This window comes from Dyella agri (assembly GCF_044904705.1).
Taxonomy (GTDB): Bacteria; Pseudomonadota; Gammaproteobacteria; order Xanthomonadales; family Rhodanobacteraceae; genus Rhodanobacter_A; species Rhodanobacter_A agri.
This window is the reverse complement of the sequence record NZ_JADIKL010000002.1, coordinates 492,552-506,906: the sequence shown is the minus strand read 5'-3', so window position 1 is coordinate 506,906 and position 14,355 is coordinate 492,552. Positions and strand designations below refer to the sequence as shown.

At 65.3% G+C, this 14,355-nt stretch carries 12 protein-coding genes and 1 tRNA gene; 8 read left to right on the top strand and 5 right to left on the bottom strand.

Annotated features, from left to right (window positions below; all coding sequences use genetic code 11):
* The first annotated feature begins 5 nt into the window (after nucleotides 1-5).
* The 7 genes from ISP14_RS04760 to ISP14_RS04730 all read left to right on the top strand — a co-directional run bounded on the left by ISP14_RS04760 (nucleotide 6) and on the right by ISP14_RS04730 (nucleotide 6,348).
* The gene (locus ISP14_RS04760; protein ID WP_404536698.1) at nucleotides 6-1,391 is read left to right on the top strand and encodes a cytochrome-c peroxidase; all 1,386 of its coding nucleotides are present in this window, start codon (nucleotides 6-8) and stop codon (nucleotides 1,389-1,391) included.
* Nucleotides 1,392-1,573: 182 nt separating this feature from the next.
* On the top strand, nucleotides 1,574-2,194 hold the full coding sequence (locus tag ISP14_RS04755) for a YjfI family protein (RefSeq protein WP_404536696.1): 621 nt from the start codon (nucleotides 1,574-1,576) through the stop codon (nucleotides 2,192-2,194).
* 7 nt (nucleotides 2,195-2,201) lie between these two features.
* Nucleotides 2,202-2,894: a PspA/IM30 family protein gene (locus ISP14_RS04750; RefSeq protein WP_404536694.1), complete on the top strand. Its 693-nt coding sequence runs from the start codon at nucleotides 2,202-2,204 to the stop codon at nucleotides 2,892-2,894.
* Nucleotides 2,895-2,960: 66 nt separating this feature from the next.
* Nucleotides 2,961-3,614 carry a DUF2491 family protein gene (locus ISP14_RS04745; RefSeq protein WP_404536692.1) on the top strand — a complete coding sequence of 218 codons (654 nt, stop codon included), beginning with the start codon at nucleotides 2,961-2,963 and terminating at the stop codon, nucleotides 3,612-3,614.
* A 19-nt stretch (nucleotides 3,615-3,633) separates the two neighbouring features.
* Complete coding sequence (locus tag ISP14_RS04740) at nucleotides 3,634-4,188, top strand: DUF1190 domain-containing protein (RefSeq protein ID WP_404536690.1); 555 nt, start codon at nucleotides 3,634-3,636, stop codon at nucleotides 4,186-4,188.
* A 2-nt stretch (nucleotides 4,189-4,190) separates the two neighbouring features.
* Nucleotides 4,191-5,354, top strand: a complete 1,164-nt coding sequence (locus tag ISP14_RS04735) for a glutathionylspermidine synthase family protein (protein ID WP_404536688.1) — start codon at nucleotides 4,191-4,193, stop codon at nucleotides 5,352-5,354.
* 85 nt (nucleotides 5,355-5,439) lie between these two features.
* Nucleotides 5,440-6,348, top strand: coding sequence for a prohibitin family protein (locus ISP14_RS04730; protein ID WP_404536686.1), 909 nt, complete (start codon nucleotides 5,440-5,442; stop codon nucleotides 6,346-6,348).
* 303 nt (nucleotides 6,349-6,651) lie between these two features.
* Here the strand turns inward: ISP14_RS04730 and ISP14_RS04725 are convergent.
* Both ISP14_RS04725 and ISP14_RS04720 read right to left on the bottom strand, forming a co-directional pair.
* A tRNA-Arg gene (locus ISP14_RS04725) sits at nucleotides 6,652-6,728 on the bottom strand.
* A gap of 181 nt (nucleotides 6,729-6,909) precedes the next feature.
* A complete protein-coding gene (locus ISP14_RS04720; protein ID WP_404536684.1) occupies nucleotides 6,910-8,808 on the bottom strand; it encodes a M61 family metallopeptidase in 1,899 nt (632 codons plus the stop codon).
* Nucleotides 8,809-9,070: 262 nt separating this feature from the next.
* On the opposite strand from ISP14_RS04720, the gene ISP14_RS04715 reads away from it, so the two are divergent.
* Nucleotides 9,071-9,655, top strand: a complete 585-nt coding sequence (locus tag ISP14_RS04715) for an outer membrane beta-barrel protein (protein ID WP_404536682.1) — start codon at nucleotides 9,071-9,073, stop codon at nucleotides 9,653-9,655.
* Nucleotides 9,656-9,730: 75 nt separating this feature from the next.
* On the opposite strand, the gene ISP14_RS04710 is transcribed toward ISP14_RS04715, so the two are convergent.
* The 3 genes from ISP14_RS04710 to ISP14_RS04700 form a co-directional block, all read right to left on the bottom strand.
* Nucleotides 9,731-11,656: a M61 family metallopeptidase gene (locus tag ISP14_RS04710; RefSeq protein ID WP_404536680.1), complete on the bottom strand. Its 1,926-nt coding sequence runs from the start codon at nucleotides 11,654-11,656 to the stop codon at nucleotides 9,731-9,733.
* A gap of 173 nt (nucleotides 11,657-11,829) precedes the next feature.
* Nucleotides 11,830-12,843: a DUF3667 domain-containing protein gene (locus tag ISP14_RS04705; RefSeq protein ID WP_404536678.1), complete on the bottom strand. Its 1,014-nt coding sequence runs from the start codon at nucleotides 12,841-12,843 to the stop codon at nucleotides 11,830-11,832.
* A gap of 70 nt (nucleotides 12,844-12,913) precedes the next feature.
* Entirely contained in the window at nucleotides 12,914-14,350 is a 1,437-nt protein-coding gene (locus tag ISP14_RS04700) for an amino acid permease (RefSeq protein WP_404536676.1), read from the bottom strand.
* Between the last annotated feature and the right edge of the window lie 5 nt (nucleotides 14,351-14,355).

Sequence of the window (14,355 nt, the reverse complement as noted above, 5' to 3'; positions counted from 1 at the left end):
GAGCGATGCGCCACCTGCTGATCCCACGCTGGATGTCCGCCACGACCATCACGCTGGTCGTGGCGGTCGCGTGTATCGGCAGCACCCGGTCCTTCTCGCACGATACGGCGCATGCGGATATCCGTGCGGCATCCACCATCCCGGCCGCCGCGGATGCCACGCAGGATGCAGCCATCCGCCGATGGGTGCGCTATCCGCCGGCACCACCGGGGCTGAGCGCGCAGGCCGAACTGGGCCGGCTGCTGTTCTTCGACACCGCGCTGTCGGCGTCGCGGCAGATGTCCTGCGCCAGCTGCCACAGCCCCGATCACGCCTACGGCCCGCCGAACGGACGGGCGGTGCAGCTCGGCGGGCCGGATCTGCGTCATGCAGGCGCACGCGCGGTGCCTTCGCTGCGCTATCTGGACGGCACGCCGCAGTTCAGCCTGCATGCCTACATGCCTGGCTCCGAGGATGCCGAGTACGAAGGACCGACCGGCGGTTTCACCTGGGATGGTGCAGCTGCCTCGCGGCAGCAGCAGGCGGCGGTGCCCTTGTTGAATCCGGACGAGATGGCCAATGCGGATCCGGCGGCAGTCATGGCGGCGATGCGCCGCAGCGCCAACGCCTCGGCGTTCATCCGCGTGTTCGGCGCCGACAGCCTCGACGATCCCGCCACGGCGCTCGCCGACATCGGCGCCGCGCTGGCGGCGTTCCAGACCGAGGACCCGAGCTTCCATCCCTACACCAGCAAGTTCGACGCGGTGATGTCGGGCCATGCCCGCTTCACGCCGCAGGAGCTGCACGGCTACGCGCTGTTCAACGACCCGCGCAAAGGCAACTGCGCCTCCTGCCACATCGACAGGCCAGGTCCGGGCGGCCGCCCCGCGGCCTTCACCGATTACGGCTATGCGGCGCTGGGCGTGCCGCGCAATCCGGCCATCCCCGCCAACCGCGACCCACGCTACTACGACATGGGCTTGTGCGGGCCTTATCGCCACGACCTGGCCGGACAGGCGCCGTATTGCGGCATGTTCAAGACACCCACTCTGCGCAACACCGCCGCGCGCCAGGTGTTCTTCCACAACGGCTACTTCCACACCTTGTCCGAAGCGCTGCATTTCTACGTCGAACGCGATACCGACCCGCGCAAGTGGTACCCGGCCGCGCACGGCAAGCCCATTGCCTATGACGACCTGCCGCCGCGCTACCGCGGCAACGTCGACCGCAGTGACCCGCCGATGGATCGCGCGAAGGGCGACCGCCCTGCCCTGGACGCGCTGGAGATCGACGACATGACCGCCTTCCTCGAGACCCTGGACGATGGCTATTCGGCTAGTGCGGGAGGCCCGCCGGGATACGCCGCCGGAGCGGCTGCCGATGGCTCCAGGGAAGGCAGCGGGCGGAAGTAGACGCCGGCGTCCTGGCCGTCATGCAACGTCCTGTGCCGGCGGTTCGGGCTGCTTTTTTTGGAATGCCCCCACATGCTGCCAAACCGGCGGCCTGCGCGGTCCGGAAGACGACGGCGCAAGTGAGATAGTGTATCAAGGTAATTACATGTAATGATTACTTGTAATGAGCCTGGAGCGGCACGATGTCACGAAAGAAAAGCAGCCCATCGCCGGGAGCACTCGCGCAGCGACGCTTCCGGGAGCGCATGAAAGAGATGGGACTGTCTCCCTATCAGGTCTTCATCCGGGAGGAGCACAAGGAGGCCCTCTCACGCATCGAACAGACCCTGCGACTACCCACCCTCCCTTCCTACGTCTACCTCATGGACAACCACGCAATGGCACACCACTGGACGACCCATTCCCTGTTCGAGGCGCTACACGCTTCCGACTACGTCAAAGAGGGCCGCGCACAGATCACGCTGGAGCACGCCCCCGAGGCGGTAATCCATATCGAGGCCCACGATCACGGCGACCTGCCCATGCAGATGCTGGCATCCGGCACCGAAGTGCACGTATCGACCGTACTTTGCCTGGCGTCTAGCGTGAAAGACCGCAGCACTTTCAACGAAGCCTGCCTGCGCCTGAACCCGATCTACCCACTGTCGAACATCGGCCTCAGCACGGTGCATGGCGAAGATGCCTACATCGTGTTCGGCCAGCTTTCGGCGCTGTCGCCCCTGGCCAATGTGATCGAGGAGATCCATACCCTCGGCCACTGCGCCACGCAGGCCGCCCACGAACTCCACTCCCATCTGCACTGAGGCAACCATGGCCATCATCGAGAAACTCATCACGCTGGTACGCGGCACTGCCACCGAAGCCGGCCAGGCCATCGTCGATCGCAACGCGATCACTATCCTGGAACAGGAGATCCGGGATTCGAATGCCGCCCTCGACCAGTCGAAAATCGACCTGACCAAGCTCATGGCCGAGCGGAAGATCGCCAGCGACAAACTGGACGCCAAGAAGGCGAAGGTCGCGGACTTCAATGCCACTATCCAGAAGCTCGTGGACAAGGGTGACCAGCAGGCGCTGGCGCTCGAGGTCGCCGGCAAGGTCGCCGCACTCGAAAACGAGATCGCATCGGACAGCGCAACGATCAAGGGCATGGACGACAACATCGAACGCTTGCGCGGTTCGATCCGCCAGGCCGAGTCGACCGTCGAACACCTCACGCGCCAGATCGACACCGTGAAGGCCACCGCTTCCGTGCAGCGTGCCCAGGAAGCGATCACGTCGCGCACGTCGGGATCGAACGCCAAGCTGCGCACTGCCATGGACTCGCTGGATCGCATCCAGGAACAGCAGCGCCTGAAGGACGCGCAATTGGATGCGGCGAAGCAACTGGAAGACGCCAGCGGTGACGGCGACCTCCAGAAGCGCCTGCAGGCCGCGGGGGTCGTACCCTCCGACACGGCGGCAGCGGACGTGCTCGCGCGCTTCACCAAACCGGCCAACTGACGCCATCATGCCGGCAGCGCACATGCTGCGCTGCCGGTCTTACCCACAGGGGCGAAAGGACACACCATGTTCGGGAATTTGTTCGGCAAGAAGGCCGAAGCGTCGACTGCGGCCGTCACGCCGCGCGGCCTGGGCGGCTTCCGGCTCGGCGGCGCCGTCGCTGTCGATGCGTTGCTCTTCAAGGCCAACGCAGGTGCGTTCGGCTTCGAACCACCGGCGGGCGATCAGCCCATCGAGGCGTTGGGGACGGTCGACCTGGGCGGCGGCACTTTTCTGTACCGCTGGTACGTCGAGGATGACGCCTGGTATCAGGTCAAGGCGACGGCGGGCCAGATCGACGAGATCAAGCTGTTCGTGTTCGCCGACACCATCAATCCGCCGACCGTCGATGCGTTCCGCCAGTGGGTCGAGCCGACGTCCGATCTCGGCAAACCCGAGCTGACGTTCAACGGCCGCACCTACCAGCGTGTATGGGGAGACGGCGCAGCCAATGCATGGGCGCCGCCGATCGTCTACGACGAATCGGTCACCCATCCGTCTGGCGGCCCGGCCGATTTCACCATGACCCACTACTCGATGCTCTACCAGCGAGAGGTCGAGGGCTTGCCTGGCCGATACGAATACTTGTTCGTGACGGCGGAGGACTACGGCCCGAACAACTTCGACGTGGTCTATTCGCTGGGCACCGACGTCAGTGACGCCGACTTGTCGATTACCTGAGCCACGGAAGGAGAACATCATGAAACGATCCACTACCGCGTCACTGGTTCTGATGGGCCTGGCTCCGTTGCTGCTGACCGCCTGCGACGATTCGCCAGCGCCGACACAGCAAAGCTTTGCGACGGTCGACAGCTGCGTCGCAGCCGGCGTGCCGCGCGATACCTGCCAGACGGCTCATGACCAAGCGGTCGTCAACTCCGAAAAGGACAGCCCGCATTTCGGCACCTTGGAACAGTGCATCGCCCAGTTCGGTGCGGGCATGTGCCAGCAGTCCGGCGGCGACCATGGCTCCTTCTGGATGCCCATGCTCGGCGGTTTCATGATCGCCCGCATGCTCGACAACGCCAACCGCACGTCGTATGTGCCGGTGGGGCCGATCTACCGCTCGACCAGTGGCGGTTATTACTCGCCACCCAGCAACGGTGTCTACGGCGGCAGCTACCGTTCGAGTTCGAGCGGATGGGGCTCGGCGGCCAGCGGCGACGGCAGCAGCGGATCGGGTTCCCGCGCGATCACGGACAGCCGTGGCGGTTTCGGCTCGGCGCACGCTGCGGCGGGTGGCTGGGGCAGCTGACCATGCAACGCATCGCCATTACCCCGCGCTCGGACTGGCAGCGGACGGCGGAGGCCTATGGCTTCCGCTTCCATACGATCAGTGGGGAGATGTACTGGGACGAATCGGCGTATTACGCCTTCTCCCTACAGGAGATCGAGCGGGACATCGAAGATCCGACCGGCGAAATCCACCAGATGGCGATGTCCCTGGTAGGCGACATCCTGCGCAGCGAAGCACTCCTCACAAAGCTTGCGATTCCGTCATCTCATTGGGACTGGATCGCAGACAGCTGGCGCAGGGGCCAGCCTCATCTCTACGGGCGCATGGATCTGGCCTACGACGGCAGCGGGCCCGCCAAGCTCTACGAGCTGAACTACGACACGCCGACCTCCCTCTACGAGGCAGCCTTCTTCCAGTGGATCTGGCTGGAACAGCAGATCGAGCGCGGCGCATTGTTGAAAGGCGCCGATCAGTACAACAGCATCCAGGACAAGCTGGTGCTGGCGTTCGCCGAGCTGGCGAAAGGGTTGCCGCGGCCGTTCTATTTCAGCGCGGTGCGAGGGAGCGCAGAGGATCAGGGAACGATCGACTATCTGCGCGACTGCGCCCAGCAGGCCGGTCTTGCTGCCGGCACCATTGCGATCGAGGACATCGGCCTGTCCACCACGGGTACGTTCACGGATCTCGACGACATCGTCATCGGCGCGCTGTTCAAGCTGTACCCCCTGGAAGATCTGTTTGCCGATCGGTACGGCTCCGCATTGCCGGGGTCCGGTTTGCAGCTCATCGAGCCGCCGTGGAAATCGGTGCTCAGCAACAAGGGCATCCTGCCGCTGCTATGGGAGCGCCACGAAGGGCACCCCAACTTGCTTCCGGCCTACTTCGAGGCAGAGAACCCGGCACCGCTTCCGGATGGATGGGTGCGCAAGCCGCTCTTCTCGCGCGAGGGTGCGAACATCCGTATCCGTACCGCCGAAGGGGCGACGGTGGAATCCGACGGCCCGTACACGGGTGCACCGCACATCCGGCAGGCCTACCACCCACTGACGAAATTCGCGGGTGGATATCCACTCATCGGAAGCTGGGTCGTCGGGGACGCACCGGCCGGCATGGGCTTGCGTGAGGATGCCGGACTTATCACGCGTGATACCTCGCGGTTCGTGCCCCACGTGATTCTGGACTGACCAGTCGAACTTCATCGTCCGACGCCCGCTTAGAGCGGTGCGTCGATCGGTTGATACCGCAACTCCAAACACAGGGTGCCCTCGTATGCTCAAGGACCTCACTTCCAAATCGGGAAGCAATGCCGGGCTTATCAAGCTTGCGGCGATCGCGATCCTGGCGATCATCGTGCTGTCGGGTTCGTTCTTTGTCGTGCAACCCAGCGAGATGGCAGGCATCCGCTGGATGGGCGGCAAGGTCGTCACCAGCGAACCCCTGGGACCTGGCGTGCACTTCAAGGTGCCGCTGGTAGAGACCGTGGACCGCCTCCAGACCAGTCGCTCGATCTACACGCTGGCTGGACTCGACGTCTACACGAACGACAACCAGAAGGTCACGATCGACATCAGTGTCATCTATCAGATCCCCGGGCGCTCTGTGTTCAACCTGCTCTACAAGATCGGCAGGGCGGGTGCCGTGGATATCGATTCCACGCTGCTACCTGTCGTCCGCGACCGCGCGCTGGAGGCCTTCGCCAAGTACAACACGCTGTCGATCAGCGACCAGCGCGCCCAGATCACGGCACAGATGCGGAGCGCGATCAACCAAGGACTCGGCAGCCTTTTCGGCGTCGACGTGATCGACGTCCAGCTCACCGGGATCCACTACTCGCCCATCTTCGAAGCGTCGATCGAGCAGGCAGTGAAAGCCAAGGCCGATGCCGTGCAGGCCGAAAATACGGTCGCGCGCGCAAAGTACGAAGGTGAGCAGGCCACGGTGCTCGCCGCGGCCCAGGCGAAGGCGGCCGTCGAGGCTGCCCAGGGCCGCGCCGACTCCCAAGTGATCGAGGCGAACGCGCAAGCGAAGGCGGCCGAAACGGTCGGTGCCGCCTTACGTGCCAATCCGGAATACACGAAGTTCTATGGCCTCCAACACTGGAATGGCGTTCTGCCATCCGTCACCAGTGGCGGCATCCCGCTGATCGACCTCGGCAAATCGGCGACCAAGGAAAACTGATTCCCGAGTGCGTCAAGGACACAGCATGCCGGGCGTCGTCAGCCCGGCATGTGGTTATCAGAGTTCCGCTCGTCGTCGTCGATTGGACTCCAAACCCGCGTGCCATTCAAAACCGGGAGGACGCCGGTCGGTTACCTTCACGCTCCCCGAGCTTGTGGCGGTACTGGGACAGGGAGAAAGCGCGCTCAACCCGGACAAACACCTGGGAAACGGCAGTTCGTGTCAAAGCCGAAAGCACCATAAAGTGTCAAAACCGACACTTTGCGGTGATTTGTCCAAAACTCGCAGAATTTAACTTAGGAATGGCGCGCCCGGAGGGATTCGAACCCCCGACCAATGGCTTCGGAAGCCACTACTCTATCCGGCTGAGCTACGGGCGCGTGGTGTGCACGACACGGCAGACGGGTGATCCGGGCCGCGGCGGAGGGGCAGTATAGCGGAGATGGCCGGGATCGCCCATGTGGGGCGGGTCCGGCTTGAAGGGGTGCTGCGGGGCGGGGACCGCCCTCTCCCCCAGCCCCTCTCCCGCAAGCGGGAGAGGGGGGAGGAAGGCTAGGCGGATCAGCGGGCCTTGAACAGCGTGGTCAGCGTGTCGGGCTTGCCGGTGTCGCGCACCAGGTGCGGGTACTTGAGACCGTCGTGGTAGTCGATGCGGATGGTCTTGTACTGGTCGAAGTCCTTCACCAGCAGCTCGATCGACTGGTTCTTGTCCTTCGCCGCGGCGGTGACGGCATCCTTCAGCGCGTCGGGATCGTAGTCATGGCCGTTGATGGCGACGATGGTCATGCTGGGGGCGAGGCCGGCCTTGAACGCGGGGCCGTCCCACAACACATCGCCGATCGCGCCGCCCTTGCCCACCGACAGACCAAGCGAGTAGGTGAGGTCGGCGAAGTGACGGCGCGACTCGATCGCCTTCACCGCGGCGCTGGGCGTGTCGGTGTAGACCAGCTTCCAGCCGTGCGATGCCAGGCCACCGATCAGCGGGCCGTGGCCGTCGAGGCGGGTGCGCAGGTACGACGCCCAGTCGTACGGGGCGATGTCGTTGAGCGTCTTCACCACATCGTCGAAGGTGTAGGTGTTGGTGACGTAGCTGCCGTTGTCCATGCCGAAGAAATCTTTGGCAAAGTTGTCGATGCTCTTCTTGCCGCCGCTCAGGTCGCGCAGCTTGCCGTCGACTTCCAGCCAGATCAGCTGGCCGGCGGAGTAGTAGTCCTCGCTGGCCTGGTAGTTGCGGTAGGGCAGCGGCGCGCGCTGGGCGATGGTGGGATCGTTGGTGGTGTCCTGCACGTTGCGCCAGCTGGCCAGGCCCGGGCGGCCCTTGTCATAGGTGGCGGCCACGTAGGCCCACATGTCGTGCGCCTGCTCCTCGTTCCACAGGCCCGAGCGCGAAGCCATCACCTGGCCCCAGAACTGGGTCTGGCCCTCGTACACCCACAGCAAGGTGTCGCTCATTGGCACGTTGAAGTTCGGCGTCCACAGGTCGGCGCCGCGACGGTACTTGCCGTCCCACGAATGGTTGAACTCGTGCGAGAACAGGTCGCGGCCCAGCGCATTCTTGTTCCACTCGGTGAAGAAGTCGGCCGAGGTGCCGTCCTCGCTGGAGCGATGGTGCTCCAGGCCGTTGCCGCTCATCTTTTCGCTGAGCGAGACGAGGAAGTCGTAGTGGTCGTAGTGGTGCGCGCCGTACAGCTTGTACATCTGCTGCACCAGCTCGCGGAACGGCTTGATCTGCTCGGGCGTCGCCGCGAGGTACTTCGACTCGTCCGCCACGATGTCCATGTGCACCGGCGTCTTGGCGCCCGGATCGAGGTCGATGCGCCGGAAGTACTTGCCGGCGTAGATCGGCGAGTCGACCAGGGTGTTGTAGGTGGTGGGCTTGAAGTGCACGGTGTCGCCGTCGCGCGAAGCCACTTCCAGCGCACTGCCGAACTGCCAGCCGGCGGGGAAGGTCACGCTGGCTTCGGTCTTGATCTGGCGGCTGTAGTAGCCGGCCGGATACACCGAGTTCGCGTTCCACTGCAGGTTGAGCATTTCCGGCGTCATCACCACGCGGCCCTGGCGGGTGTTCTGCGGCGAGAGGAACTGGAAGTCCACTTCCACGTTGCTGGCGCCCTGCGGCACCTCGACGTGGAAAGCGAAGACGTTGAGCGGATCGCGCGTCCACGGGATCACCTTGCCGTTCGCCTTGACCACCAGGCCGGCGAACTTGTCGATCGGGCCGCTGGGCGAGTGGTTGCCGGGCAGCCACTGCGGGTACAGCAAGGTCAGCGGGCCGGCCTGCGCGGGCACCACCTCATGCACGCGGAACACGCGGTGCGCAAGATCGGTGGCGTCCACGCTGATCTGCAGCGTTCCCGGGTAAGCCACATCCTGCGGCGGCGGCACATCGGCGAGTGCGTTGAGGCTGACCAGGCCGAAGGCGCTGGCGACGATGGCGGAGGCAAGGCGTGTGGCTTTCAATGGATTCTCCCTTGGGCAACGGCCGCGCAAAGCGAGTGGCGCGGCTGGAACCCGGATGCTAGACCGGGCGCGCAACATGCTCCCCCTGCCAGAGGTCACGCCCGCGTGCCACACCGGAGACTGAACGCACGCCCCGGTGGATTGTTAAGCGAAAGCTTGGCGCAAGACTTCGCCGCCACCGTCGGCGCCTTCGCGTATCCCCGCGCGATGCACCACGGGTTCCCCAGCCCGCGGTGAACAACAAAAAGATGTGGAGTCACCCATGAAGAAGCTTCTCCTTTCGGCCACCATGGCCGCCCTCGTCGCGTCCCCGCTGCTGAGCCAGGCCGCCCACGCCGACGACAGCAACCCGCTGGACAACTTCTACGTCGCCGGCAACCTGGGCCAGACCCGGTACCGTGCCGACGTCAGCCACGACAACGGCGTGTTCCAGAACGTGCGCTTCGGCTGGCGCTGGAACGGCTACGTCGGTCCGGAAATCGGTTACGTCTACCTGGGTCGTCCGAAGGACGTCAGCAACAACGTGAGCAGCTGGCTGAAGCCGCGCGCCGCCACCGTCGGCGTGAACGGCAAGTACGACTTCTACCAGAACTGGTTCGTCACCGGCCATGCGGGCTACATGCGCTCGCAGAGCTACATGGGCGAGACCATCGGCAACGGCGGCGAGCGTGCCAAGAGCTGGAACAACGGCTGGTTCGCCGGTGCCGGCGTGGGCTACAACATCACCAGCAACGTGAGCCTGGCGGTGAACTACGACAACTACCACCTGCTGTACGGCCGCCGCGGCGATGGCCAGAGCCATCTCAACGTGGCAGCGTTCTCGGGCTCGATCGAGTATCGCTTCTAAACAAGCCTGCACGTCATCCGTGCATACGCAACGGCCGCCCTCGGGCGGCCGTTGTCGTTCGGGCTGCGGTGCGGGTCACTTGCGCGCCGTGGCGATCGCACCGAGCAGATCTTTGCCGTCGGCCCGCTCCAGGTGCGGGTAGCGCAGGCCACCGTGGTAGTCGACCTTCACGGTGCTGTACACGTCGACGTTCTTCACCAGCAATTCGATCGGCGCACTACCGGTCTTGGCTGCGGTGATCGCGTCCTTCAACGCGTCGGGCGAGTAATCCTTGCCGTCGACCGCCACGATGGTGAGACCCGGCACCAGGCCGGCCTTGAACGCGGGGCCATTCCACTGCACGTCGTAGATGTTGCCGCTCTTGGATGCCGACAGGCCGATCGATGCAGCGAGATCCGCACCGTGGCGAATGCCCTCCATCGCCTTGGTCGCGCTGTTGGGCTTGTCGGTGTAGACCAGCTTCCAGCCACCGCGCGCGATGCCGTGCTCGGGCAGCTCGGAGCCGGTGTAGTCCAGCCGCTCGCGCAGGAACTTCGCCCAGTCGAACGGCTGCACCTGGTTCAGCGTGCTCGCCACGTCGTCGAAGGTGTAGGTCTTGGTGACGTAGCTGCCGTTCTCCATGCCGTAGAAGGCATGCGCGAAGTCGTCCAGCGAATGCTTGCCGCCGGACAGCTCGCGGATCTTGGTGTCCACGTCCAGCCATAGCAGCTGGCCTTCCGGATAGAAGTCGGTGCCGCGACGCCAATTGCCCCAACCGCCGCCGCCGTAGTAGGTGAGCGGCGCGGCGTCGGCGGTGTCCTGCAGCGAGCGCCAGGTGCGGCCGGTTTGCTCGCTCATCGACCCGGCGATGTCGGCCATCGCGTCGCGGAACTGCTCAGGCGTCCACAGGCCGGCGCGCGCGGTGAGCACGCTGCACCAGTAGTCGGTGAGGCCCTCGTACACCCACAGCAAGTCGTCCTGCATCTTCTCGTTGAAGTTCGGCGTCCACAGGTCGGCCGGGCGGCGGAACTTGCCGTTCCACGAGTGCACGAATTCGTGCGGCATCAAGCTGCCCGCCAGCAAGTGCATGTCGTCGTTGCTGAAGAAGTCGGCCGGCAGGCGGTCGTCGCTGGACTGGTGGTGCTCCAGGCCGAAGTGGCCGGTGTGGTCGGACAGCGTGAGCAGGAAATCGTAGTGCTCGTAGTGGTGCGCGCCGAACAACAGGTTGGTCTGCGTCACCACCGCGCGCTGCTGCTCCAGCTGCTTGTCGGTGAGCTTGACGTCCTTCGCGCCGTCGCCCACCACGTTGAGGTACACCGGCACCTTGGCGCCCGGCGCCAGGTCCACGCGGTCGAAGTGCTCGCCCGCGATCAGCGGCGAATCCACGAAGTTGTTGAAGCTCACCGGCTTGAACTGCACCGTGCCGCCACTCTGGCTGGCCACCTGCAGCGCAGTGCCGAACTTCCAGCCGGCCGGCAGCTGCACGGTGGGTTGGATCTGGATCTGGCGCGAGTAGTAGCCGGCCGGGTAGAACGCCACCTGGTTGAACTCGATGTCCACCAGGTTCGGCGTGGACGAGGCGCTGGCGCCGAACAGGCTGCCTTCGCCGTCGCCCGGCGAGAGGAACTGGAACGACAGGTCGAGCTGGCTTACATCCGCCGGCACGTCGAGGTGGATCGCGTACATGTCGCGCAGGTCGCGCTGCCATGCCAGCTGCTTGCCGTTCGCGGTCACCACCAGACCTGCCACGTTCTGGATCGGGCCGGACGGCGCGTGCTCGCCGGGAATCCATTCCGGATACAACAAGGTGATCTGCCCCGGCTTCACCGGGATGGTTTCGTGCACGCGGAACATCCGTTTCGCCGCGTCGGTGAGATCCACGTTCACCGTGAGCGTGCCGTCGTACGGCTGGTCGAGCGGCGCGGCGCGGCGTGCGTCCTGCGCCACGGCGGCGACGGACAGCGAAAGCGCCCCGACCACCGCGGCGGCGATCAGGCTGGAACGGAAGAAATGATGATTCACGGCGGGCTCCGGGCAGGCACCGGCCCATGCGAAAAGCGCGCGGCCGGCAGGAACCCGCCGTTCGTCGCAGCGCGGCGAGACGGCGGGTGATCGGGCGATGGTAGATCGCGATGTACGCGCGGCACCCTGCCAGAGGTCACGCGCCGGCGGCGCATGATTTTGCGTCGCCGCGTTCAATGCAGCGCATACACCGTCACGAAGAACAGCAGCACGCGATACAGCTCCAGCGACAGGTACAGGCCCGCCATCGTCCAGATGCACAGGACCGCGCTGCCGATCCAGCTGAAGCGAAAATGGTTCCGCAACGCGCTGTAGAGATAGACCAGGATCAGCAAGCCCAGCGCCGCGCTGCCGTAGCGGTCGGTCTGCAGAAATGCCGGCAACGCCCCCCGGAACCACAGCATCGCATTGGCCAGACCCTTCCACGCCCAACCGAACACCAGCAGGATCAACAGCAGTGCCGCCCAGGTGTGGGTCGCGAAGATGGACAGCCCGGCCAGGCCACGCCGCCACGGCAGCAGCGCCAGCCACAGCCAGCACGCCAGCATCGGCACCAGCGCGATCACCAGCGCGCGCGACAAGGCGTCGGTGCGCTCGTCGTAGCGTTTGCCGTAACTCTGCAGGGCCGCGAACAGCCGGGTATCGCTGGCAGGCACGGCGCTGTCCGCCAGGCTCGCAGCGGACGGCTCAGCACCGCTTCCGGCGCGGATCGCGAGAGGATTTTCCAGGCGCCAGTAGTCACCCGCCAGCGCAGCACTCTCCGCGCTGCCGACTGGCGCGCCGGCCACGTGGCGCATGACCAGCATCTGCTTGACCCCGACGAGCGGACGCATCTGAAGCTGGGTATTCAACGACGTATTGAAGGTCTGCAGGACCGCCAGCAGGAAGTACAGCAGATTCACCGCGAAGAACAGCGCCACCGGCCGCGTGTAGGGCACGCGCCGGCCGCGGAAATACTCGCGCGTCAGCTCGCCCGGCTTGAACAGCAGCGTGCGCAGCGAATTGAGCAGACGGCCTTCGCCGTGCGAGAACGCCTCGAACCACTCGCCCGCGACGTGCCGCAAGGTGTGTTCGTCCGGATGCAGCCGGCGCTCGCCGCACCGCGCGCAATACTCGCCGCCCAGCGCGGCGCCGCAGTTGGCGCAGCGCGCGGCGGATTCGCCCGACAACTCCCCCGGTTCCTGCATGGCATGCCCCTTTTCCGAACCGCGGCATCATGCACCGGCCGCGACGCCGGCGCATGTGCATCCGGAGGGCTCAGCCGCCCCGTTCGAGCTTGCTGTGGCGCACGCCGTAAAGGAGGTAGATCGCCAATCCCAGGCTCACCCAGATCAGGAACACCTTCCAGGTGATCGCCGGCAGCTCCGACAGCAGCCAGATCGAGAACCCGATGCCAATCACCGGCACCACCGGCACCCACGGCGTGCGGAACGCACGGGGCAGCTCCGGCTTGCGCCTACGCAGGATCCACACCGAGGTGCAGATGATGATGAAGGCCGAGAGCACCCCGATGTTCACCAGCTTGGCGACTTCCTCGATCGGCAGCAGCCCGGCCACCAGCGCGGTGAACACGCCGAGCACCACCGTCGGGCGATGTGGCGTGCCGTAACGCGGATGCACCTTGGCGAACCAGCCCGGCAGCAAGCCATCGCGCGACAGCGCGAACCAGATGCGCGTGGCGCCCAGCATGAAGGCGAACAGCACGCTGATCAGGCCGAACACCGCCGACACCGACACCGTCAGCGCTACCCACTGCAGGCCCAGCCCCTTGAACGCATCGGCCACCGGCGCCGGCGTGTTGAGCGTGGTGTAGTGCGCGATGCCGGTAAGCACCAGCGACACCGCGAGGTACATCGCCATCGAGATGCCCAGCGACAGCAGCACCGCGCGCGGCAGGTCACGTTGCGGGTTCTTGGATTCCTCCGCCGCCGTGGTCAGCGTGTCGTAGCCGAACACCGCGAAGAACACCACCGCCGCCGCCGCCGCAACACCTTGGAAACCGAAATGCCCCACGCCGTCGGCGCCCACCACACGTGCGGGAATCAACGGCACCCAGTTGGCCGACTTCACATAGAACACGCCGATGCCGATCACCAGCGCCACCGCAGCCACCTTGATCGCCACCACCAGCGTGTTGAAGCGTGCACCCCATTCGGTGCGGAAGATCAGCAAGGCCGACACGCCCAACGTCACCAGCGAAGCGATCACGTTGAACACATGGCCGTCGCCCGTACCCATGGCGCCTTGCGCCCAGACGGGAATATGGATGCCCATGCCGGTGAGCGCCGATTGCACGTAGCCGGACCAGCCGATCGCCACCACCGCGACGATCAGTGCGTATTCCAGCAGCAGGTCCCAGCCGATCAGCCACGCCGCCAGCTCGCCGAGTACGGCGTAACCATAGGTGTAGGCGCTGCCGGTGACCGGGATCATGCCGGCGAACTCCGCATAGCACAGCGCCGCCGCCGCGCTGGCGACGCCCGCGATCAGGAAAGAGATGATCACCGCAGGACCGGCGTTGAGCGCCGCCTGCTGGCCCGCCAGCACGAACACGCCCACGCCGATGATGCCGCCGATACCGATGGCGGTGAGCTGCCACAAGCCGAGCACGCGGCGGAAATCGCTGCGCCGGCCCACCTCGCCCTGCAACTGCTCGATGGATTTGTGGCGGAGCATTTTGCTCAGCAATGACATGGACG

Coding starts and splice junctions, on each gene's coding strand:
- ISP14_RS04750 (WP_404536694.1), top strand. CDS start 2,202: ATGGCCATCATCGAGAAACTCATCACGCTGGTACGCGGCACTGCCACC.
- ISP14_RS04730 (WP_404536686.1), top strand. CDS start 5,440: ATGCTCAAGGACCTCACTTCCAAATCGGGAAGCAATGCCGGGCTTATC.
- ISP14_RS04745 (WP_404536692.1), top strand. CDS start 2,961: ATGTTCGGGAATTTGTTCGGCAAGAAGGCCGAAGCGTCGACTGCGGCC.
- ISP14_RS04760 (WP_404536698.1), top strand. CDS start 6: ATGCGCCACCTGCTGATCCCACGCTGGATGTCCGCCACGACCATCACG.
- ISP14_RS04705 (WP_404536678.1), bottom strand. CDS start 12,843: ATGCAGGAACCGGGGGAGTTGTCGGGCGAATCCGCCGCGCGCTGCGCC.
- ISP14_RS04715 (WP_404536682.1), top strand. CDS start 9,071: ATGAAGAAGCTTCTCCTTTCGGCCACCATGGCCGCCCTCGTCGCGTCC.
- ISP14_RS04735 (WP_404536688.1), top strand. CDS start 4,191: ATGCAACGCATCGCCATTACCCCGCGCTCGGACTGGCAGCGGACGGCG.
- ISP14_RS04755 (WP_404536696.1), top strand. CDS start 1,574: ATGTCACGAAAGAAAAGCAGCCCATCGCCGGGAGCACTCGCGCAGCGA.
- ISP14_RS04740 (WP_404536690.1), top strand. CDS start 3,634: ATGAAACGATCCACTACCGCGTCACTGGTTCTGATGGGCCTGGCTCCG.
- ISP14_RS04700 (WP_404536676.1), bottom strand. CDS start 14,350: ATGTCATTGCTGAGCAAAATGCTCCGCCACAAATCCATCGAGCAGTTG.